General features: G+C 64.8%; 17 protein-coding genes. 8 read left to right on the forward strand and 9 right to left on the reverse strand.

Annotation, left to right across the window (positions count from 1 at the left end; translation table 11 throughout):
* Positions 1-18: 18 nt before the first annotated feature.
* Entirely contained in the window at positions 19-621 is a 603-nt protein-coding gene (locus tag QTI24_RS11130; RefSeq protein WP_286600413.1) for a restriction endonuclease subunit S, read from the reverse strand.
* Positions 622-727: 106 nt separating this feature from the next.
* Here QTI24_RS11130 and QTI24_RS11135 point away from each other — a divergent pair, with 106 nt between their 5' ends.
* Positions 728-1,705 (forward strand): ComEC/Rec2 family competence protein, encoded by a 978-nt coding sequence (locus tag QTI24_RS11135; protein ID WP_286600414.1) that lies wholly within the window; start codon positions 728-730, stop codon positions 1,703-1,705.
* A gap of 85 nt (positions 1,706-1,790) precedes the next feature.
* On the forward strand, positions 1,791-2,099 hold the full coding sequence (locus QTI24_RS11140) for a putative quinol monooxygenase (protein ID WP_286600415.1): 309 nt from the start codon (positions 1,791-1,793) through the stop codon (positions 2,097-2,099).
* A 42-nt stretch (positions 2,100-2,141) separates the two neighbouring features.
* Here QTI24_RS11140 and gap read toward each other — a convergent pair whose 3' ends face one another.
* Complete coding sequence (gene gap, locus QTI24_RS11145) at positions 2,142-3,143, reverse strand: type I glyceraldehyde-3-phosphate dehydrogenase (protein ID WP_286600416.1); 1,002 nt, start codon at positions 3,141-3,143, stop codon at positions 2,142-2,144.
* 42 nt (positions 3,144-3,185) lie between these two features.
* The gene (gene tkt / locus QTI24_RS11150; protein WP_286600417.1) at positions 3,186-5,237 is read right to left on the reverse strand and encodes a transketolase; all 2,052 of its coding nucleotides are present in this window, start codon (positions 5,235-5,237) and stop codon (positions 3,186-3,188) included.
* Between the two features lie 100 nt (positions 5,238-5,337).
* Here tkt and speD point away from each other — a divergent pair, with 100 nt between their 5' ends.
* Together speD and QTI24_RS11160 are read left to right on the forward strand one after the other, a co-directional pair.
* Positions 5,338-5,727 carry an adenosylmethionine decarboxylase gene (gene speD, locus QTI24_RS11155; RefSeq protein WP_286600418.1) on the forward strand — a complete coding sequence of 130 codons (390 nt, stop codon included), beginning with the start codon at positions 5,338-5,340 and terminating at the stop codon, positions 5,725-5,727.
* Positions 5,728-5,738: 11 nt separating this feature from the next.
* The gene (locus QTI24_RS11160) at positions 5,739-6,443 is read left to right on the forward strand and encodes a nucleotidyltransferase family protein (RefSeq protein ID WP_353506090.1); all 705 of its coding nucleotides are present in this window, start codon (positions 5,739-5,741) and stop codon (positions 6,441-6,443) included.
* 33 nt (positions 6,444-6,476) lie between these two features.
* On the opposite strand, the gene QTI24_RS11165 is transcribed toward QTI24_RS11160, so the two are convergent.
* Complete coding sequence (locus QTI24_RS11165; RefSeq protein ID WP_286600420.1) at positions 6,477-8,432, reverse strand: hypothetical protein; 1,956 nt, start codon at positions 8,430-8,432, stop codon at positions 6,477-6,479.
* Between the two features lie 261 nt (positions 8,433-8,693).
* On the opposite strand from QTI24_RS11165, the gene QTI24_RS11170 reads away from it, so the two are divergent.
* On the forward strand, positions 8,694-10,079 hold the full coding sequence (locus QTI24_RS11170) for an aminopeptidase P N-terminal domain-containing protein (protein WP_286600421.1): 1,386 nt from the start codon (positions 8,694-8,696) through the stop codon (positions 10,077-10,079).
* A 10-nt stretch (positions 10,080-10,089) separates the two neighbouring features.
* On the opposite strand, the gene QTI24_RS11175 is transcribed toward QTI24_RS11170, so the two are convergent.
* The 5 genes from QTI24_RS11175 to QTI24_RS11195 are packed head-to-tail and all read right to left on the reverse strand — an operon-like array spanning position 10,090 to position 16,015.
* Positions 10,090-11,685, reverse strand: a complete 1,596-nt coding sequence (locus QTI24_RS11175) for an FAD-dependent oxidoreductase (RefSeq protein ID WP_286600422.1) — start codon at positions 11,683-11,685, stop codon at positions 10,090-10,092.
* A complete protein-coding gene (locus QTI24_RS11180) occupies positions 11,682-13,232 on the reverse strand; it encodes a polyamine aminopropyltransferase (RefSeq protein WP_286600423.1) in 1,551 nt (516 codons plus the stop codon). The genes QTI24_RS11175 and QTI24_RS11180 overlap by 4 nt, the downstream gene beginning before the upstream one ends.
* An 11-nt stretch (positions 13,233-13,243) precedes the next feature.
* On the reverse strand, positions 13,244-13,462 hold the full coding sequence (locus QTI24_RS11185; protein ID WP_286600424.1) for a DUF350 domain-containing protein: 219 nt from the start codon (positions 13,460-13,462) through the stop codon (positions 13,244-13,246).
* 24 nt (positions 13,463-13,486) lie between these two features.
* A complete protein-coding gene (locus QTI24_RS11190; protein ID WP_286600425.1) occupies positions 13,487-14,962 on the reverse strand; it encodes a DUF4178 domain-containing protein in 1,476 nt (491 codons plus the stop codon).
* A 9-nt stretch (positions 14,963-14,971) separates the two neighbouring features.
* On the reverse strand, positions 14,972-16,015 hold the full coding sequence (locus QTI24_RS11195) for an SPFH domain-containing protein (protein ID WP_286600426.1): 1,044 nt from the start codon (positions 16,013-16,015) through the stop codon (positions 14,972-14,974).
* A gap of 394 nt (positions 16,016-16,409) precedes the next feature.
* On the opposite strand from QTI24_RS11195, the gene QTI24_RS11200 reads away from it, so the two are divergent.
* The 3 genes from QTI24_RS11200 to QTI24_RS11210 all read left to right on the forward strand — a co-directional run bounded on the left by QTI24_RS11200 (position 16,410) and on the right by QTI24_RS11210 (position 19,824).
* On the forward strand, positions 16,410-18,749 hold the full coding sequence (locus QTI24_RS11200; protein ID WP_286600427.1) for an NADP-dependent malic enzyme: 2,340 nt from the start codon (positions 16,410-16,412) through the stop codon (positions 18,747-18,749).
* A gap of 182 nt (positions 18,750-18,931) precedes the next feature.
* Positions 18,932-19,345 (forward strand): guanyl-specific ribonuclease, encoded by a 414-nt coding sequence (locus tag QTI24_RS11205; RefSeq protein ID WP_286600428.1) that lies wholly within the window; start codon positions 18,932-18,934, stop codon positions 19,343-19,345.
* Between the two features lie 47 nt (positions 19,346-19,392).
* Entirely contained in the window at positions 19,393-19,824 is a 432-nt protein-coding gene (locus tag QTI24_RS11210) for a barstar family protein (protein ID WP_286600797.1), read from the forward strand.
* Positions 19,825-20,131 lie beyond the last annotated feature (307 nt).

Raw genomic sequence — 20,131 nt, forward strand, 5'->3', positions numbered from 1 at the left:
CGGTTCCCTGGGGCTTTGTTATGGATTTCCGGTCGGACCGCTCAGCGAATCGGCGATGGCTTCGAAGAGGCGTTCGCGGTTGCGGATGAGCTGGTCATGCAGCTGGCGCTCCCGCCGCGCGAGCCGCGCCAGTTCGACGATGCATTGCTGGTCGGCCAACGACGGAATGCCGATGGGCAAGGCTTCCAGCACGGGGCGCCGGACGCTCAACTGGCTGGAGCCCTCGGCCGAACGCTGGAGTTCGCGCTGGAAGGGCGGCTGGTTGATCTGCCAGGCGAGGAAGGCCGGGATCAGCGGGCTCCCGGGCTTGACGCGCAGGTGGAAGAGATGCGGTCCGCAGACGGCGGGGGCTGGTGGCGCATCGAGACAAGCGGCATAGAAGCGGGTTCCACGCGAGACGAAGAGCAAGTCGTCGGGGAGGAGCCAATCGGCTTGGCGGCGGCCGGCCAGCCGGGTGTGGATGACCGTGCTCCAGCTGATTCCTTCGATGGGGTCCATGTCCTTCATCTGGACGGCGCGAACGGTCCCCCCGGTCAGTTCTTCGATCGAGCCACGAAACGGGTAACCAGCCTTGACGCCAACGACTTCACCCAGTGGAATTTGCTGTGCATGAATCGGCATGATGCAAATAGTATCTTGCAAACTTCAATCGACTCGATAAACTCTTTGACATAAATCAAATGCATCAATTTACGTGATGCAGATAAATTGATCATCAGGGGGTTGAATGGGATACGAGGTCGATTTCCTGCCGGTCGAGGCAGGCGGCGCAGCCATTTGCGTTCGATGGGGCACGCCAGGGAACTACAAGGTTTTGGTGTACGACGGCGGCACGGCGTGTTCGGGCGAGCACCTGGTGACGCACGTCGAGACGCACTACATGACGTCCCGTGTCGACTACGTGGTGAATTCCCACCCTGCGTGCGACCACTCGGCCGGCTTGGCGGTGGTGCTGCGGAAACTGCGGGTCGGTGAACTCTGGATGCAGCGACCTTGGGCGTACACGACCATGCCGTCGACGGCAATGCCTGCGGCGCGCGCGCTGGAACAACTTGCGGATTCCAAGAGGATCCCTGTTCGCGAACCCTTTGCTGGCGCCAGCATCGGGCCTTTCACCGTGTTGTCGCCGCAGAGGGACTGGTATCTGGATACCCTGCTTCCCGCCTTCGGCCAACCGGCCATCGCGCCGCGCCGGCGCCTTTCCGCGTTTCTCGCCTCGTCACACCACTGGGTCCATCGCTGGACGGGCGCGCGCCTGCGGGTTGGCGCAGCCACCACCGCCGAGAACGAATCGAGCGTGGTGCTGCACGCCGACTTCGACGGGCGCGGCGTGGTGCTGACGGGGCGCGCAGGTGTCGGGGCGCTCGACGCCGCGGCCACCTACGCGGAGCAGCTGGGCATCGATCTTCCGGCAAGCCTGCGTCTCATCCAGGCGCCCAACGGGGGCAGTGCGGACCATTTGTCGCCGAGGGTTCTGGATCGCATCGTCGGCCACTGCAAACCTCGGACGGCCCGCACCTACACGAAGTCGGCGTTCATCTCGGTCAGCCTCGACGCCGGGCAACAGCCCAGTGCTGTCGTGACCGAGGCGCTGAAACGCCGCGGCGCCCTCAGTTTCGTGACGCTGGGCACGAGCCTTCACCACCTGCATGAGATGCCTGACCGCGGGTGGTATCGGGCGCGGCCCACCCACATGAAGACCTGATGTCACCAGACGGCCTCCGACGCGACAGGCAATGGCACGCGGTTCCCCTTAGATTCGATGGTCCAACACACAGGAGCATCCGCACATGATTCACGTCGTCGCCGTCATCACCGCCAAGCCAGGCCAACGCGACCTGATCCTCGAGGCCTACCGCGCCAACCGGCCGGCCGTGCTCGCCGAGGAAGGCTGCATCGAATACACCGCGACCATCGACGCTGCCGGCATGCCCGCCTCGCGCGGCAGTTTCGGCCCGGACACCTTCGTGGTGGTCGAGAAGTGGGAAACGCTGGCCGCGCTGCAGGCGCACGCGGCCGCGCCGCACATGGCGGCCTATGGGGCGAAGGTGAAGGATTGGACTGAGAGCCGGCTGATCCATGTCCTGGAGCCGGTGTGAAAAAACGCGCCCTCTGGCGCGTTTTCTATCGGAGCGATTCGCTTACTTCGCAATCACGCGAACCATCTCAAGGCACTTGTTCGAGTAGCCCCACTCGTTGTCGTACCAGCTCACGAGCTTGACGAAGGTGCCGTCCAGCGCGATGCCGGCTTCGGCGTCGAAGATCGAGGTGCGCGGGTCGCCGCGGAAATCGGTGGCAACGACCTTGTCTTCGGTGTAGCCCAGCACGCCCTTCAGCGCGCCTTCGCTCTGCGCCTTCATTTCGGCACAGATCTCGGCGTACGTGGCTTCCTTGACCAGTTCAACCGTGAGGTCGACGACCGACACGTCGGAGGTCGGCACGCGGAAGCTCATGCCCGTGAGCTTCTTGTTGAGCTCGGGGATGACCACGCCCACGGCCTTGGCAGCACCGGTGCTCGACGGAATGATGTTTTCCAGGATGCCGCGGCCGCCGCGCCAGTCCTTGTTGCTCGGGCCGTCGACGGTCTTCTGCGTCGCGGTGGTGGCGTGCACGGTGGTCATCAGGCCACGTTTGATGCCCCACTTGTCGTTCAGCACCTTGGCCAGCGGCGCCAGGCAGTTGGTCGTGCAGCTGGCGTTGCTGATGATGGCTTCGCCGGCGTACTTCTTGTCGTTCACGCCGTAGACGAACATGGGGGTGTCGTCCTTGCTCGGCGCGGAGAGGATGACCTTCTTCGCGCCGGCGTCGATGTGCTTCTGCGCCGTTTCCTTGGTCAGGAACAGGCCGGTGGATTCGAGCACGATGTCGGCGCCGACGTCGCTCCACTTCAGTTGCGCGGGGTCGCGCTCCTGCGTGAGGCGGATCTTTTTGCCGTTGACGATGAGGGTGTTGCCTTCGACGTTGACTTCGCCCTGGAAGCGGCCATGCACCGAGTCGTACTGCAGCATGTAGGCGAGGTATTCGGGCTCGAGCAGGTCGTTGATGGCGACGATCTCGATGTCGTTCTTGAAGTTCTGCACCGCCGCGCGAAGCACGTTGCGACCGATGCGACCGAAGCCGTTGATGCCGAGTTTGATAGCCATGTCTTTTGCTCCTGGATGGTTGAAAACTGGGTGTGATCGACTTCAGCGCTTGAGCGCCGCTTCGACCGTGGCAGCGACGTTCTCTGCCGTGAATCCGAAATGCTTGAACAGCACGCCCGCCGGCGCCGATTCGCCATAGGTGTCGATGCCGACGACGGCCGCCACGCCGTACTTCCACCAGCCGTCGGTGGCGCCCATTTCGACCGCGATGCGCGGCGTTCCCTTGGGCAGCACGCTCTTCTTGTAGGCCACATCCTGGCGGTCGAAGGTGGTGGTGGAGGGCATGGAGACGACGCGCACCGCGATCTTCTTCGCGGCGAGCAGTTCCTGTGCCTTGAGCGCGAGCTGCACTTCGGAGCCGGTCGCGATGATGACGGCCTTGAGGTTCTTGTTCTTCAGGCCCACCGCTTCGGGCTCGGAGAGCACGTAGGCGCCCTTGCTGATGTCGCTCAGGTCCTTCTTGGGCGAGTAGGGCAGGTTCTGGCGCGACAGCAGCAGTGCGGTCGGGCGGTTGGCATTCTGCAGCGCGACGGCCCAGGCGACGGCGGTCTCTGCCGTGTCACCGGGACGCCAGACGTCGAGGTTCGGGATCAGGCGCAGCGACGCGGCATGCTCGATCGACTGGTGCGTCGGGCCGTCTTCGCCGAGTCCGATGGAGTCGTGCGTGAAGACGTGGATCACGCGCTTCTTCATCAGCGCGGCCATGCGGATGGCGTTGCGGCTGTAGTCGCTGAAGGTCAGGAAGGTGCCGCCGTAGGGGATGTAGCCGCCATGCAGCGCCACGCCGTTCATGATGGCCGCCATGCCGAACTCGCGCACGCCGTAGTTGATGTGCCGCCCTGGCAGGCCGTCCGGGAACTGCTCGTTGCCTTCGCTGCGGACCACGTTGCCGTGGCTGTCGAAGCGCAGGCTCGGCGTGCTCTTGGTATTGGTGAGGTTCGAGCCGGTCAGGTCGGCGCTGCCGCCGAGCAGCTCGGGCAGCGCGGCCGTGAAGGATTCGAGCGCCAGCTGCGAGGCCTTGCGCGAAGCCACGGTCTCGCCCTTGGTGTGGGCGGCGACCACCGTGTCGAACGCGGTCTGGTGGAAGTTCTTCGGCAGCTCGCCCTTCATGCGGCGCGTGAACTCCGCAGCCAGGTCCGGAAAGGCTTGCGTGTAGGCAGCGAACTTGTCGTTCCAGGCGGCTTCGGCCTTGGCGCCGGCAGCCTTGGCGTCCCATTCCTCGTACACCGCCGGCGGCAGCTCGAAGGGCGGATGGGTCCACTGCAGCGCGCTGCGGGTGAGTCCGATCTCGTCGGCGCCCAGCGGCTCGCCGTGGGCCTTGGCGGTGTTGGCGCGGTTCGGGCTGCCCTTGCCGATCTGCGTCTTGCAGATGATGAGCGTGGGCTTGTCGCCGTGGTTCTTCGCCTTTTCGATGGCCTTGGACACGTCCTTGGTGTCGTGGCCGTCGATCGGGCCGATCACGTGCCAGCCATAGGCCTTGAAGCGTTCTTCGGTGTTGTCGATGAACCAGGGCTTGACCGGGCCGTCGATGGAGATGCCGTTGTCGTCGTACAGGGCGATCAGCTTGCCGAGCTTCCAGGCGCCAGCCAGAGCGGCGGCTTCGTGGCTGATGCCTTCCATCAGGCAGCCGTCGCCGAGGAAGGCATAGGTGTGATGGTCGACGATGTCGTGGCCCTTGCGATTGAACTCGGAAGCCAGCAGCTTTTCGGCGAGGGCGAAGCCGACCGCATTGGTGATGCCCTGGCCGAGCGGGCCGGTGGTGGTTTCCACGCCGGGCGTGATGCCGGTTTCGGGGTGGCCCGCCGTCTTGCTGTGCAGCTGGCGGAAGTGCTTGAGTTCTTCGATGGGCAGCGCGTAGCCCGTGAGATGCAACACCGAGTAGATGAGCATCGAGGCGTGACCGTTCGACAGCACGAAGCGGTCGCGATCGAACCATTGCGGATTGGCGGGGTTGTGCTTGAGATGCTCGCCCCACAGCGCGACAGCCATGTCGGCCATGCCCATCGGTGCGCCAGGATGCCCCGAGTTGGCGAGTTGAACGGCATCCATTGCCAACGCACGAATCGCGTTGGCCATCAAGGCTTGGTTGGCCATCTGTGGCTTCCTGGGAGCAAGTTAGGGGGAACCCGGCATTTTAGCGGGCGTAGTGGACGGTTCCGGAAATGGGCGTGGAGGGGCTGCTAGAGTGCCGCCCATGCATGGCCTTCACCTCACCGCCGACCTTCACGATTGCCGCTGCGCGACGCAATGGCTGGTGGACGCGCAAGCCCTCGGCGCCGCGTGCGCGAGAGCCGCGGAAACGGTGGGTCTGCAGGTGGTCGGCAAGCTCGCGCATGCCTTCCCCGCGACCTCGACGGGCCCGGGCGGCGTGACGGCCACGGTGCTGCTGGCCGAGTCGCATCTGTGCGTCCACACCTGGCCCGAGCAGGGCGGCGTGACGCTCGATGTCTACGTCTGCAACTTCGGCGGCGACCATTCCGCCAAGGCCAGGGCGGTGATGGACGCGCTGGAGGCGCTCTTCATGCCCCGGCACGTGGAGCGGCATACGCTGCAGCGCGGCGCGATCAGGGCCCCGGCAGCATGAGCATCAAGGCGATGATCCTGGCCGCGGGCCGCGGCGAACGCATGCGGCCTTTGACGGACGCGACACCCAAGCCCCTGCTCGAAGTGCAAGGCAAGGCGCTGATTCAATGGCCGATGGAGGCGCTGGCGGCGGGCGGCTTCACCGAACTGGTGGTCAACACGGCGTGGCTGGGCGAGCAGATTCCGGAGCGCTTTGGTGCGCGGTACCAGGACTCGAACCTCTCCTATTCGCATGAGGGCCGCGACTTCGGCGGCGCGCTCGAGACGGCAGGCGGCATCGTTCGCGCGCTGCCCCTGCTGGGCGAGATGTTCTGGGTTGTGGCAGGCGACGTATTCGCTCCGGACTTCCTGTTCACGCAACAGGCGGTCGATCGCTTCGCGGCGAGCGGTCGGCTCGCGCATCTATGGCTGGTCCCGAATCCGGCGCACAACCTGAAAGGCGACTTCGGGATCGACGCCGACGGCACCGCGCTGAACGATGCGGCGCAGAAGCACACGTTTTCGACGATCGCTCTCTATCGCAGCGAGTTATTCGCGCCACCGTATTGCGCCATTCCGCCCGGCAACGCCCAGGGCGTGAAGGCCGCACTGGCGCCGCTGCTGCGCACCGCCATGGGCGCGGGCCGCGTCAGCGCCGACATCTACATGGGGCAGTGGGCCGATGTCGGAACGCCCGATCGCCTGCGAGAGCTGAACGAAAAAAAACGGCCCGCGTGAGGCGGGCCGTTCATCGGGCTCGGAGAGCGAGCGTCAGGGCACGTTGGTCGTCGTGATCTGGAACGGCGTTCCGGGCACATCCAGCGCGCCGCCGTACTCGATGTTGTGCGTGACACCGTTGGCGGTGGTCGGCGTGAGCGCGCAGCCATTGGGCTTCGGGCATGCGCCGCCGTCCGAGAAGATCACCGGTCCGTAGCGGTAGTTGCGCACCGCCTTGCCTGCGTAGTCGACCACGCTGGTCAGGTAGCCGGCGTTGGCGAAGTTGTCCGCATCCTCCACGGCGATCGGGTCGACCAGGCGCGTGTCCTGCAAGGTCCGCACGATCGTGCCGCTGTTGCCATTGGCCTCGAAGCGCACCCACGAGACCTTGCGGTCACCGCGCGAAGCGACCAGGATCTGCCGATTCAGCGGCTCGATGCTGCTGTTGGTCGGCTCACCCTTGGAGGTGCCCAGCGAGGTCGGATTGCGGCCGATGCCGGTCACGGTGCCCACCTCGGCAATGGCGTTCGCCGACGGCGAAGCCGCCGTGCCGCCCGGCGCGTAGCCGTCGATGCTGTAGATGTGCAGCGTGCCGTCCTGCGTCGCGATCCAGGCGCGTTGCGGGCTGCCGAACAGGGTCGTCTTCACCGCCGTCGGCTTGGCCGGCAGCGACACCGTCTTGACCACCGTCGGCGTTTGCGACGGCGTGTTCGCGAAGGTGTACGGCCACTGGCCGTCGGCTTGGCCCAGGTTGCTCGTCTGCGTCACGTTGGCGCTGAAGTAGACGCCGTTGACGTGGTTGAACAGCGGCTTGAGGTCGATGAACGCAGCCTTCTGCTCCGACTTGGAGATCACCACCGCCATGCCGCCCTTGGCGTAACGGCTGGCATTCGTGCCCGAGCCGGTGAAGCTTTGCCAGTTGCTCGACAGCGGCGTGTTGCCCATGCCGATGAAGTCGGCGCCCGACATGGTCTGGAACTGGTCAAGACCGGTGGTGACGGCGATTTCGGTCGGCGCCGTGACGCCCGGAAGATCGACGTAGCCGAGGATCTTCATGAACGCGATGTTGCCCATGTTCGGCAAGCCGGGATAGGGCGCCATCCACTCGTTCCACCACTTGTAGTAGGCAGAGTATTTGATATCCCCAACTTGGTGTGCGGCCGAGTTGTACGGATCGCAGCCATCACACAAGCCGGCGAGCGCAATGACGGCGACCTGGCCCTTCAGCGCGGTCGTGTCCCAGACCGTGACCAGCGCGAATTCGCTCTGGTTCGTCATCGCGATCGCGGTCGGCACCTTGTTGGCCGGCAGTTTCACCGAAGCGTGGTTGCTGGCGGTGTTGCTGCCCACGGTGGCGATCACGCCGTTCTGGTAAGCCACCACGCTCTCAGAGCAAAAACCTGCGCGGCCAGAGCATCGTCCCACGGCGACCGGATCGCCCGTTGCCACGAGCGAGGTCTTGTAGCTCATCGCATTGATACTGTCGATGCCACCGCCGGGGATGGCGGCGCGCGTCCAACTGAGCTGCGGCAGTTGCGCGAAGGTGTTGTGCATGTAGCCCGACACCTGGAAGTCGGTCACGCCGATGCGTTGCGCGGGGCTGTCGGCCACGAAGACCATGTTGGCCTGGTTGGTCGAGTAGGCGCCCGAAGTCGAAGTCGGTGCGCCGCCGACCTGCCAGTAGAAGGGGTAGTTGGGCGCGGGCGAATTGAGTTGCGTGCGTGCATCCCGCGCATACAGCGTCGGCATGCCGCCATTGCCGACGCCATAGGCTGCGGCGCTGGGGCCGTAGCGGTAGTCGATGCCCCCCGGCTTGCTCAGTTGCGTGGCCATGGTGCGGTACGCGTCCGCCGCGACGGTCTGGGTGTTGTCGACGATGTCTGGGGCCGCAGGGGTCGTGGTCGGGCTGTTCGAGCCTGGGCCGGTCACGCTGGGACTGCTGCCGCCGCCCGCTGCCGGGTCGCCCGCTGCTGCGCCGCCCGCTGCTGCGGCGGCCAATGCTGCAGCCACGGCTGGATCTGCCGCGGCCGCTGCACCCAGTGAACCGCCGCCTCCGCTACCCCCACCGCCACACGCCGAGAGCACACTAGCGCCAACTGCAAGCAAAATCGCGCTCTTATGTAGAACTTTCAACAAAAAACACCTCCAAAATAACAAAGTTGTGGGTTTTTACGTGGGAAAGGTCCTACAGCGCAAACCTTCTTGCAAATCTTTTCCTTGTGTTTTTGTTATTCCTAGGAATCAATTACAACGGTAGCGAATAGTGACGTTATGACCGCAAATCATCAAGCCCCCCGTCGATTACATCTTTCTACTTATTTAGGCGCGGACGGCATCGCCATCGTTCCGACCGCTCCAGAGCGCCAGCGCAACCGGGACAGCGACTTTCTGTACCGGCACGACAGCTACTTCTATTACCTGACCGGCTTCGCCGAGCCGAACGCCTGGCTGGTCCTGTCGGGAGACGGCCGCTCCACCCTGTTCTGCGCGCCCAAGGATCTGGAGCGCGAGATCTGGGACGGCTACCGGCTTGGCCCCGAGGCCGCGCCGGCGGCGTTGGGGGTCGACGAGGCCTACTCGGTCGACGAGCTCGACACCCGCCTTCCGCGCCTGCTCGAGAACAAGTCCGTCGTCTGGTATCCCTTCGCGACGCACAAGGGGCTGGAGACTCGGGTGGACGGCTGGCTCTCGGCCGTGCGCGCGCGGGTGCGCTTCGGCGCGCTGTGCCCCGAGGAACAGCGCGACCTCTGCGGCCCGCTCGACGAGATGCGGCTGACGAAGGACGCCCACGAACAGGACGTGATGCGACGCGCCGCGCAGATCAGCGCCCGGGCTCACATCCGTGCGATGCAGTTGTCGGCGCGCATGCTGCGCGAGGGCAAGGACGTTCGCGAGTTCCATCTCGACGCCGAGCTGCTGCACGAATTTCGCTTGGGCGGTTCGCAGTACCCGGCCTACGGTTCGATCGTCGCTGCGGGCGCCAATGCGTGCGTGCTGCACTATCGGGCCGACACCGCACCGGTGCGGGACGGCGAGCTGGTGCTGATCGACGCCGGCTGCGAACTCGACGGCTATGCCAGCGACATCACGCGGACCTTCCCCGCCAACGGCAAGTTCACCGGGCCCCAGCGTGCGCTCTATGACCTGGTGCTGGCGAGCCAGGAGGCAGCAGTCGCGGCCACCCGGGCGGGAAATCGCTTCAACGATCCGCACGAAGCGACGGTCAAAGTGCTGTCGCAAGGCATGCTGGACCTGGGCTTGCTCGATGCCGACAAGGTGGGCAGCGTCGAGGACGTGATCGAGAAGCGCGCCTACTTTCCGTTCTATATGCACCGCACCGGTCACTGGCTCGGCATGGACGTGCACGACTGCGGCAGCTACGTCGAGCCGACGCAGGTGGGCGAGGTGAGCGAGCGCAGGGATCCGCTCTCCAACGAGTTGATCAAGAACCGGCCGAGCCGCATCCTGCATCCGGGCATGGTGCTGACCATCGAGCCCGGCATCTATGTGCGCCCTGGCGAAGGCGTGCCCGAGCAGTTCCACAACATCGGGATCCGCATCGAGGACGACGCCATCGTCACCGAAGGCGGCTGCGAACTGATTTCGCGCGGAGTGCCGGTCGACGGCGATGAAATTGAAGCATTGATGAAGGGCTGAGCAGCCCAGGCTAGCGCGCGACGCCGGCGAGATGGCCACGGGTGAAGGCTTCCTCGAAGATGGAATAGCCGGACCAGTCGCTGTGCGCAAAGCTCAGGCGTTCGGTGCCGATCAGCCCCGGTCCGCGCGTTGACAGCGATCCGAGCCGGCGCAGGAGGCCGGGCTCGGGGATCGCCATGGCGTGGCCGTAGCGAGTGATGTCGATGCGCGTCGCGAGGTCCCGAAGGTCGGGATGCGGCACCGAGAGTTCCGCCAGCAGGTCATCGCGCCAGGCCGTCCATGGCCGGTCGAGCAACTGGCGGCGACCGTCCGCTCCATCGAAGGCGCTCGGGCCGAGCGGCCGGTACCAGCTCAAGACCGTGGCGCGGGGTGTCGGGTCGAGCGTCTGGTGGCGGGCGTCGACATAGCCGAGTCCGCGCGCGCCGTAGACCACGTTGTCCCAGCTCGGCGCAGCGCCGGACCGATCGGCAACCGGCGAGCGCACATACACGTTGGCGACGAGCCAGGGCGAATAGCGCAGGTGCGTTGCGGCATGGCGCAGCACCTCGGGCGGGTTCTCGACGACACGCGCGGCAACGAACACCGGCATCGCGACGATGCAGCGGTCGGCCTGCCAGCGCACGCGCGACCGGGAGGCGACGTCGAAGACATCGACTTCGACGCCGGCGCGCGTTTCGGCGATGCGCGTGACGACATGGCCCGACTTCAATCGCTCGCCCAGCGGACTGGCCAACCGCCGCGTCAGCCAGCCGTTGCCTTCGGGCCAGGTCAGCACGGCGTCCCGCTCGACGTTGCTGTCGCCCGGCGCGTGGAAGCCGTGGCGGCTCGCGAAGTAGTGGATGCCGGCCCAGGCTGACACGTGGGACGAACCCGCCCCATAGTCGTCGCGGCAGCAGTAGTCGAGGTACCAGCGCAGGTGCGGATCAGTGAAGCCTTCACGCTCGAGCCATGTCTGGAAAGTCAATGCGTCCAGCGCCACGAGGAGCGGCGCCGGTTCAGCCCTCAGCGTCGGGATCGTGAAGCGCGCTTCGCGACGCAACGCTTCCACGCGCTGCGAAAACCGGCGGTACTGCGCAAGAGTCGCTTCCTCCACGCCTTGTACGGGCAGCAGGCCTTCCTGCCATGCGCCGCGAAAGAAGAGGCGCTCCTGCGGGCTGTGGCACAGGTGGCGTTCGTCGTATTCCCAACGGCCCGATACGCGCCGCCTCAGGCCGAGTTCTTCGAGCAGGTCCTGCACTTCGTGCGCATCGTCCCCCGGCACTGGCAGGTAGTGCGCGCCGAGCGGGCAGGCGATGCCCTCGACCATGCCGCCACGGCTGTTGCCACCGGGTGCGTCTTCGAGTTCGAGCAGCACGAAGTCGTCGACGCCGGCAAGTCGCAGTGCACGCGCCGCCGCGAGCCCTGCGACGCCGCCGCCCGCGATCACGACCCGCGTGCGCCGCGTGCTGCCAGGCGCCGCGCCGGCAATCCATGTGCCGTCACGCAACGCATGGCCGCGCCCCAGGTCGATGCCGGTAAAGCCGCCCGCGATGTCATGCCGGGCGTCGCAGCCGGCCAGGGCGGCTGTGCTCGCGATCGCGGCACCCAGGAACTCGCGGCGCTTCATTCCTTGTGTCCGGAGACCTTGCCCCATTCCTGCTCGTAGGTGGTGACGAGTGTCTGGTTCGATAGCCGGTTCACTTCAGCCGGAACCCGCGCCATGTCCCGCGGAAAGTCGAACAGCAAGGGCACGCTCTGCGCCGACAGGAAGCGCAAGCCTTCGGGCAGCGCATCGGGTTGCCGGTACGGCCGCCGGCTCGCGATGATGTAGCCCCACTCGCCGAAGCTTGGAACGTGCGCGTGGTACGGCGTTGGCCGCAGGCCGACGGATTCGACGGTCGCAGCCACGGTCCAGAAACTCTTTCGCGCGACCAGCGGCGAGGTGGTCTGTATCACCGCGTAGCCGCTTGCCGCCAGTCGCTTGTCGAGCAGCGCATAAAAGGAGTTGGTGTAGAGCTTGCCGATCGCGAAGTTGGTCGGGTCGGGGAAGTCGACCACGATGACGTCGAACATGTCGCCCGGCTGCTGGAGCCACTGGAAGGCGTCGGTGTTGACGATCCGCACCTTCGGCGATTTCAGCGACCCGCCGTTGAGCGCCGCCAGCGTTTCATGTTCGGTGAAGAGCCGGGTCATGTTCGGATCGAGCTCGACCAGGGTGATGTTCTCGACCGACGGGTACCTGAGGATCTCACGCACGGCCATGCCGTCGCCGCCGCCGAGCACGGCCACCTTCTTCGGTGCGCCGTGCGCGGCCATCACCGGGTGCACCAGGGCCTCGTGATAGCGGTATTCGTCGCGCTCGGCAAACTGCAAGTTGCCGTTGAGAAAGAGCCGGTGCCCTGCGCTGCCGCGCGTGACCACGATGCGCTGGTAAGGCGAGGTCTCGCTGAAGACGATGCGGTCCTGGTAGAACTTGTCTTCCGCCAGCGTCGTGATGTGCTCCGCGAACACGAAGGCGCCAAGCAGCGCGAACAGTGCCAACCCGCACGCGAGCGCGTGCGCTCCGACTCTTCGCAGTTCATGGCGAAAGAGCCAGAGCGCCCACACCGCGACGGCCGCATTCATGAGCCCGAACAGCAGGCCGGTGCGGATCATGCCGAGCTGCGGCACAAGCAGCAGCGGGAATGCGATCGACACCGCGAGCGCGCCAAGATAGTCGAAGGTCAGGACCTGCGAGACCAAGTCCTTCAGCACGATGTTGCGCCGGAGGATGCGCATGACGAGCGGGATCTCGAGCCCCACCAGTGCGCCCACCACCAGCACGAGCCCGTACAACAGCAGCCGGAACGCCACAGGGACGTAGGCATTGGCGATGAAGAGCACGGCGGGCAACAAGCCGCCGATCAAGGCCACCATCAGTTCGATGCGCAGGAAGTGCGCGGGGAGTTGCCGCTCGAAGTAGCGCGAGAGCCAGGAGCCCACGCCCATCGCGAACAGGTAGGTGCCGATGATGGTGCTGAACTGCAGCACCGAATCGCCGAGCAGGTAGGAACTGAGCGCCGCCGCGCTCAGTTCGTAGACCAGCCCACAGGCCGCGACCACGAACACGCTGGCGAGGAGCGCGATCTCGATGGGCTGCGGGCCGCCGCTGCGTGCGGCCGTAGTCGCGGACAAGGCCGCCTCGCTCAATGGATCGCGGCCGCGACGATGATGCAGATGCCCAGGCTCATCGCCGCAACGACCAGGCCCAGCGCCACGTTCTGCTTCTCGACGATCTCTTGCCACAGGTCATAGGGCGTGAGCTTGTCGATGATCAGGAAGCACAACCAGAAGACCACCACCCCGATCAGCGCGTAGAGGAGCGACCCGAGGATGACCGCCGGCTTCAACCATTCAATGCCCATGATGAGGACCTCCGGAAAAAAACATTACTTGTGGCCGCCGCCACTGGAATAGCCACCATACGAGCCGCCCGAACTGCGCGAGCCCGAACCGCTGCTGCAGGTGCTCAGGATGATCAGCAGGATGATGATGATCACGACGATCAGGATGATGGTCCCGCAGCCCAGGCTCGACGCCGCGCTCACGGGGAGCGCGTCGTTGCGCTTGAACATGTCCTTCTTGCCGCCGAGCCTGAAGGCCGCCGCTACCGCCGCGCTGTCGATCTTGCTGCCGGACGACCAGGTCAGCTCGTTGGCCGAACGCTCCATCGACAGCAACGCGGCGCCGTTGGCGAAGTCGCGGTTGAAGGTCTTCTGCCCGCGCTGGACCTGCCAGTAGAACTCGCCCGCGACGTAGGTCGTCTCCGCGTTGTAGGCGTACTGCTGCTGGTAGACCTTGCCGAGATAGGTCGCCCGGGCGCCGCTCTCGGCCATGGTCGGCGCACCGGTCGTGGGCTTCACCATGCTCCAACCGTCTTCCGCGTCGACCAGGAAGCTGAAGCCGCGCTTCTTGTTGTAGAGCAGGTATTCGCTCCACCCGAAGTGCTCGTCGTCGCCGGGCGCCACGCCCATGCGGTGCTGGAAGCCGACCACCTGCCAGTCCACGCCTTGCAGCAGACCGACGGAACCGATGGAAATCAGCGGCTGGACCGGCTCGTCCTGTATCGCATGCCGCAACTCGCCACCGATGCCTTGCGACAGATCGATGATGCTGTTGCAAGCCGGGCAGGTGACGCTCTTGCTGTCGACGAGGTTGACGGTGACCGGCGAGCCGCAGTTCGGGCAATTGAAGCTGCGGCCTCTCTCCTCCTTGGCCGACTCCTCGCGCAAGCCGGTGAGCTGCAGGTCCTCGAGCCGCACTGCGCGGCCCAGGTAGACACCAGGGGGATTCGTGTCGTAGTCGAGACTGAGCACCTGCCCTTTGTCGCTGCGCAATTCGACCACCGGAAAGCGGCGGCCCAACTCGGGCAAGCGCGGCAGTTCGCCCTGCGCCGAGAGCAGCGCGACCTGCTCGTTCGACGAGACCGTGTAGTTCTGGCCGTTGAAGGCGGTGGTCGCCCCGACGCGCAGATCCGCTGCCGGCGGCGCGACGCGCTGCAGTTCGAAAGGCAGGGCAAAGACGAAGGCGCCGTTGTCTTCGCTCAGGATCCCCGTGCGATCCTCGTCGAGCGCGGCGATCCATTCGGTCCACCGCCCGCCGTCGTGGCTGTACTGCAGTCGGCCGACCAGCGTGAAGGGCTTGTCATCGATGCGGCCGGCAGTGAACAGTTGCAGCGGGCTGAAGTCGTCGAACAGCTCCGCCATCTTGCCGGTGCGCGCGAGCGTCTCGCCCTGCCGCACCACCGTGCTGTGGCAATAGGGGCAGACGGCATGCGTCGATTGGGCCGAACGAAACTCGACCGGCGCGCCGCAGCCGGGGCAGGGCGCTCGGTAGTAACGCTGCTGGGGAGAGTCGGAAGCCAACGGGGCGAATCAGACGAGCTTTTTCAGCAGCTCTGCCTTTTTGGCGTCGAATTCTTCCTGTGTGAGGATGCCTTTGGCCTTCAGTTCGCCGAGCTTTTCGAGCGTGGTCATCACATCGGCCGGATTGACGACCGCGACTACCGGCTGCTGAGCCGGAGCTGCGGCCGGGTTGTTCTGGCTGAGCCCTTGCGACAGGTTCTGTGCCAGCACCTGGCCCAGCGCGACGCCCGCGCCCAACCCCATCGCATCGCCGGCGATGCCGCCACCGCTGCCCGCACCTTCGGCAAATTTCGGGATCGCCTGCGCCGTCTGGTACTGCATGAACTTGCCCATGTCGTTGCCGACCATGCCCATGCCAATCTTCTGGTCGAGAACTTTCTGGAGTTCTTCCGGCAAAGAAACGTTCTGGACGGTGATGTTCTCCAGCTTAATGCCGATCTTCGCGAACGCAGGGACGAGCTGCGTCGCGAGCGCTTCCGCGAACTGGATCTGATTGGCAGCGAGATCGAGGAATGGCACGCCGCTCGAAGCGATCGCGTTGCTGATGTTCTGCAGCACGAGGCCGCGCAACTGGCCGTCGAGATCCACCACCGAATAGACGTCGCGCGTGCCCGATATCTCGGTATGGAACAGCTTGGCATCGCCGATGCGGAAGCTGTAGTTGCCGAAGGCGCGCAGGCGCACCGCGCCGAAATCCTTGTCGCGAATGGTGATCGGCTGGGGCGTGCCCCATTTCTGATCCACCTGCTGGCGGGTACTGAAGAAATACACGTCGCTCTTGAAAGGCGACTCGAAGAGCTTGTCCCAGTTCTTGAGATAGGTGAGGACGGGCAGCGTCTGTGTCGTGAGCTTGTACATGCCCGGTCCGAACACGTCGGCCACCTGGCCCTCGTTGACGAACACGGCGACTTGCGACTCGCGCACGGTGAGCGAGGCGCCATTCTGGATCTCCATCTCCGCCATCGGGAAGCGCCACGCCAGTGTTCCGTCGCCGGTTTCGGTCCACTGAATGATGTCGATGAACTGCTTCTTGATGAAATCCATCAGCGCCATGGTCGCTCCTCGTGCAGGGGTTTTCTGTGGCGGGCATATTGCCACATCGCCCAAAGGACAACTCTGGGGATAGTTCCGGCACAACGCAACACTTGTCCACAGGCGCGACGCGATGTTCGAAGTTGTTCGCTTTGGCGCGACAGCACCGAAGCGGTGCTGCGCACAGCACTCCGGCTACGGCAAGTCCCTGTCGCGAAACAGGAAAATGACCCTGTCCACAGCCAAGCGCGGCCGTTACTACTACTACTAATCTAAATAGGAAGAATAAGTAGGAGAGATAGTAAGAGCCGTGTTTTGCGAAGCTTCCCTCGTTGGCGCCGGAGGCCGACACCCTCCGGAATCGAGGTCTACAATCGGCGCCCTTTACAAGAAGCGTCCTAGGAGGCACGGCCCAATGTCCGATTCGACTTCTCAGATATCCACGCCGGAAGACAAGCGTGCCGAGTTGCGCCGCGCTGCGCTCGAGTACCACGAGCTTCCAGTGCCGGGCAAGATCTCGATCGCCGCGACCAAGCAGATGGTCAACCAGCGTGATCTGGCGCTGGCCTATTCCCCGGGCGTCGCGGCGCCGTGCGAGGAGATCGTCAAGGACCCGGTGAACGCCTTCAAGTACACGGCCCGCGGCAATCTCGTGGCGGTCATCACCAACGGCACGGCGGTGCTCGGCCTGGGCGACATCGGCCCGCTGGCTTCGAAGCCGGTGATGGAAGGCAAGGGCGTCCTGTTCAAGAAGTTCGCCGGCGTCGATGTGTTCGACATCGAGATCGACGAAAAGGACCCGGCCAGGCTGGTCGAGGTGATCGCCGCGCTGGAGCCGACTTTCGGCGCCATCAACCTCGAGGACATCAAGGCTCCGGATTGCTTCTATGTCGAGCGCGAGCTGCGCAAGCGCATGAAGATCCCGGTCTTCCACGACGACCAGCACGGCACCGCCATCACGGTGGCCGCGGCCATGCTGAACGGCCTGAAGGTGGTGGGCAAGGACATTTCGCAGGTGAAACTCGTCACCTCCGGCGCGGGCGCTGCGGCACTGGCCTGTCTGAACCTGCTGCTCAAGGTCGGACTCAAGCGCGAGAACGTCTATGTGACCGACCTGGCGGGCGTGGTTTACGAAGGCCGCACCGAACTGATGGACGACGACAAGCGTCAGTACATGCAGAAGACCGAGGCGCGTACGCTGGCCGAGGTGATCGAAGGCGCTGACGTGTTCCTCGGGCTGTCGGCGGGCGGCGTGCTCAAGCCTGCGATGGTCGCGAAGATGGCGGCCAAGCCGGTGATCTTCGCGCTGGCCAACCCCAACCCCGAAATTTCACCGGAAGACGCGCACGCGGTGCGCGACGACGTGGTCATGGCCACGGGCCGCACGGACTATCCGAACCAGGTCAACAACGTCCTGTGCTTCCCGTACATCTTCCGTGGCGCGTTGGATTGCGGCGCGACCACCATCACCGACGAGATGGAAGTCGCAGCGGTGCATGCGATCGCCGAACTGGCGCAGGCCGAGCAGAGCGAGCGCGTGGCGGCGGCCTACGTCGGCGAGAAGCTGACGTTCGGTCCCGAGTACCTGATCCCGAAGCCCTTCGATCCGCGATTGATGATGAAGATCGCGCCGGCGGTCGCCAAGGCCGCGGCCGAGAGCGGGGTGGCGCTGCGCCCGATCGCCGATCTCGACGCCTATCGCGACAAGCTGCAGGCCTTCGTCTACACCTCCGGGACGACGATGAAACCCATCTTCGATGCGGCCAAGCGTGCGTCGAAGAAGAGGGTCGCGTACTGCGAGGGCGAGGAAGAGCGAGTGCTGCGTGCGGCGCAGATCGTGGTCGACGAAGGCATTGCACGGCCCACGCTGATCGGCCGCCCGGCCATCATCGCGCAGCGCATCGAGAAGTTCGGCCTCCGGCTCAAGGAAGATCTTGACTACGACATCGTCAATGTCGAGCAGGACCGCCGCTACCGAGACTTCTGGCAGACCTACCACCGCATGACCGAACGCAAGGGCACGACGGTGCAGACTGCCAAGATCGAGATGCGCCGCCGCCTCACGCTGATCGGCGCGATGCTGCTGCACAAGGGCGACGTGGACGGGATGATCTGCGGCACCTGGGGTACCACGGCCATCCACCTGCACTACATCGACCAGGTGATCGGCAAGCGCCCGGGCGGCTGCGCCAGCACCCCGCAGGACGTGCCGATCTATGCTTGCATGAACGGCCTCTTGCTGCCGAATCGGCAGGTGTTCTTGGTCGACACGCACGTCAACTACGATCCGACGCCCGAGGAACTGGCCGAAATCACGACCATGGCGGCCGAGGAAATGATGCGCTTCGGACTCAAGCCCAAGGCGGCTCTGCTGTCGCACTCCAACTTCGGCAGCAGCAACCTGCCCAGTGCCGTGAAGATGCGCCAGACGCTGGATCTGCTTCGCGTGCAGGCGCCATGGCTCGAAGTCGACGGAGAAATGCACGGAGACGTCGCTTTGGACGGCAAGCAACGCGCCCTCGTCATGCCGCACAGTGCGCTGGCGGGTGACGCGAACCTCCTGGTGTTCCCGAACATCGACTCGGCCAATATTTCCTACAACCTGCTGAAGATGGCAGCGGGCGGAAACATCGCTATCGGCCCGGTCCTGCTGGGCGCGGCCAAACCTGTGCACATCCTGACGGCCAGCGCGACGGTGCGTCGGATCGTGAATATGACAGCACTCACCGTTGCGGACGCCAACGCCGAACGCTAGGCGAAAAAGCGAAAGCGGTCGCTAACTTCGATACGGTGCGGATCGTCCTGTGCCTGCTCAAGAATTGGGCAGGCGCTTGCTATTTGCGCGCCTCTGGTGCACACTTGCGGGCTTGAATTTGCGGGTTAACCCCAAGGTTAAACCCCCGATTCGGCCCCCCGCTCTTTTTCCTCTGGTGCCCCATGGCGGCTTACGCCTCGATCACGTCCCCGGTTTCCAAGTTTGCGCTCACTAGCTTGTTGCTGGTCAGCATTGCGACTGGAGTCCAGGCTCGCGAATGGTTCGGCATCCGCGCCGATCAGCCGGCAAAGGAGACGATCGCGTTGGCCGAATTGCCGGTGCAGGGCCAGCGTACTTATGGGGCCATATGGAATGGTGGCCCTTTCCGATACGAAAAAGACGGCGTGGTGTTCGGCAATCGCGAACGCCTGCTGCCGCAGGAACGGCGAGGCCACTACCGAGAGTACACGGTCGAAACGCCCGGCTCGCGTGACCGTGGTGCACGGCGCATCGTCTGCGGAGGCGAGCGCACGGCGCCATCGGACTGCTGGTACACGGCGGATCACTATGCGAGCTTCAGGCGGATCGTGCCATGAGCGATGAATTGAATTGGAGCGGCGCGCCAAAGCGCCCCGAAGTAATGATGACGACAACCATGGAAAGACCAGCGGAGATGACCTTATCCCTTCGTGCCGTGCGACCTAACATCGTGCAGTCGATTCGCGCATTTCGCGTGAGCGACCTGCAGGAAGCGGCGCACGCGGCGGGTCAGCACTTCCTCTATGCCAACCTGGGCAACGCTCAGACCAAGCAGGATGTGCTGGACCTGATCGCCCAGCAATTCACCTTTCCGCAGCACTTCGGCAAGAACTTCGACGCTCTGTACGACTGCATGACGGATCCCTTGCACAAATCGGGCCCGCAACCGGGCTTCGTGATCGTGCTCGAGCAGATCCCGGCCAACGCCAAGTTCGACAAGGAAGCGCGCGAGCAACTGCTCGACATCTTCCGCGACGCCTCGGACTACTGGGGAGACCGGAAGATACCGTTCAGGTGCTTCTATTCTTTTCTGTAGCCCGTTCTGCACACACCAGCCAAGCAGAACGGGCGAACGAGGCTCAGCAAAACGGCGCCGAATCGGCTCCGACCGTCGAAGTCCAGAACACCGACCCGACGGCAGAAAAGATGCCAACCGACAAGTTGGTCGACGTATCCCCGCTGGCGCTGCGCATGAGCAGCCCCTTCAACGCGGGATATTGGCTAGCCGCAGCGTAACTGCTGCTCGCCCCCAGGCTAGGCGCACTTCGTGTCGCTTCGCCTTCCCCCTGCCGGGGGCAACACAAGCGGTCCGGCCTAGCCGGTTCCGCGGTGTTTCACGAATT

Source organism: Variovorax sp. J22P240 (assembly GCF_030316855.1).
Lineage (GTDB): Bacteria > Pseudomonadota > Gammaproteobacteria > Burkholderiales > Burkholderiaceae_C > Variovorax.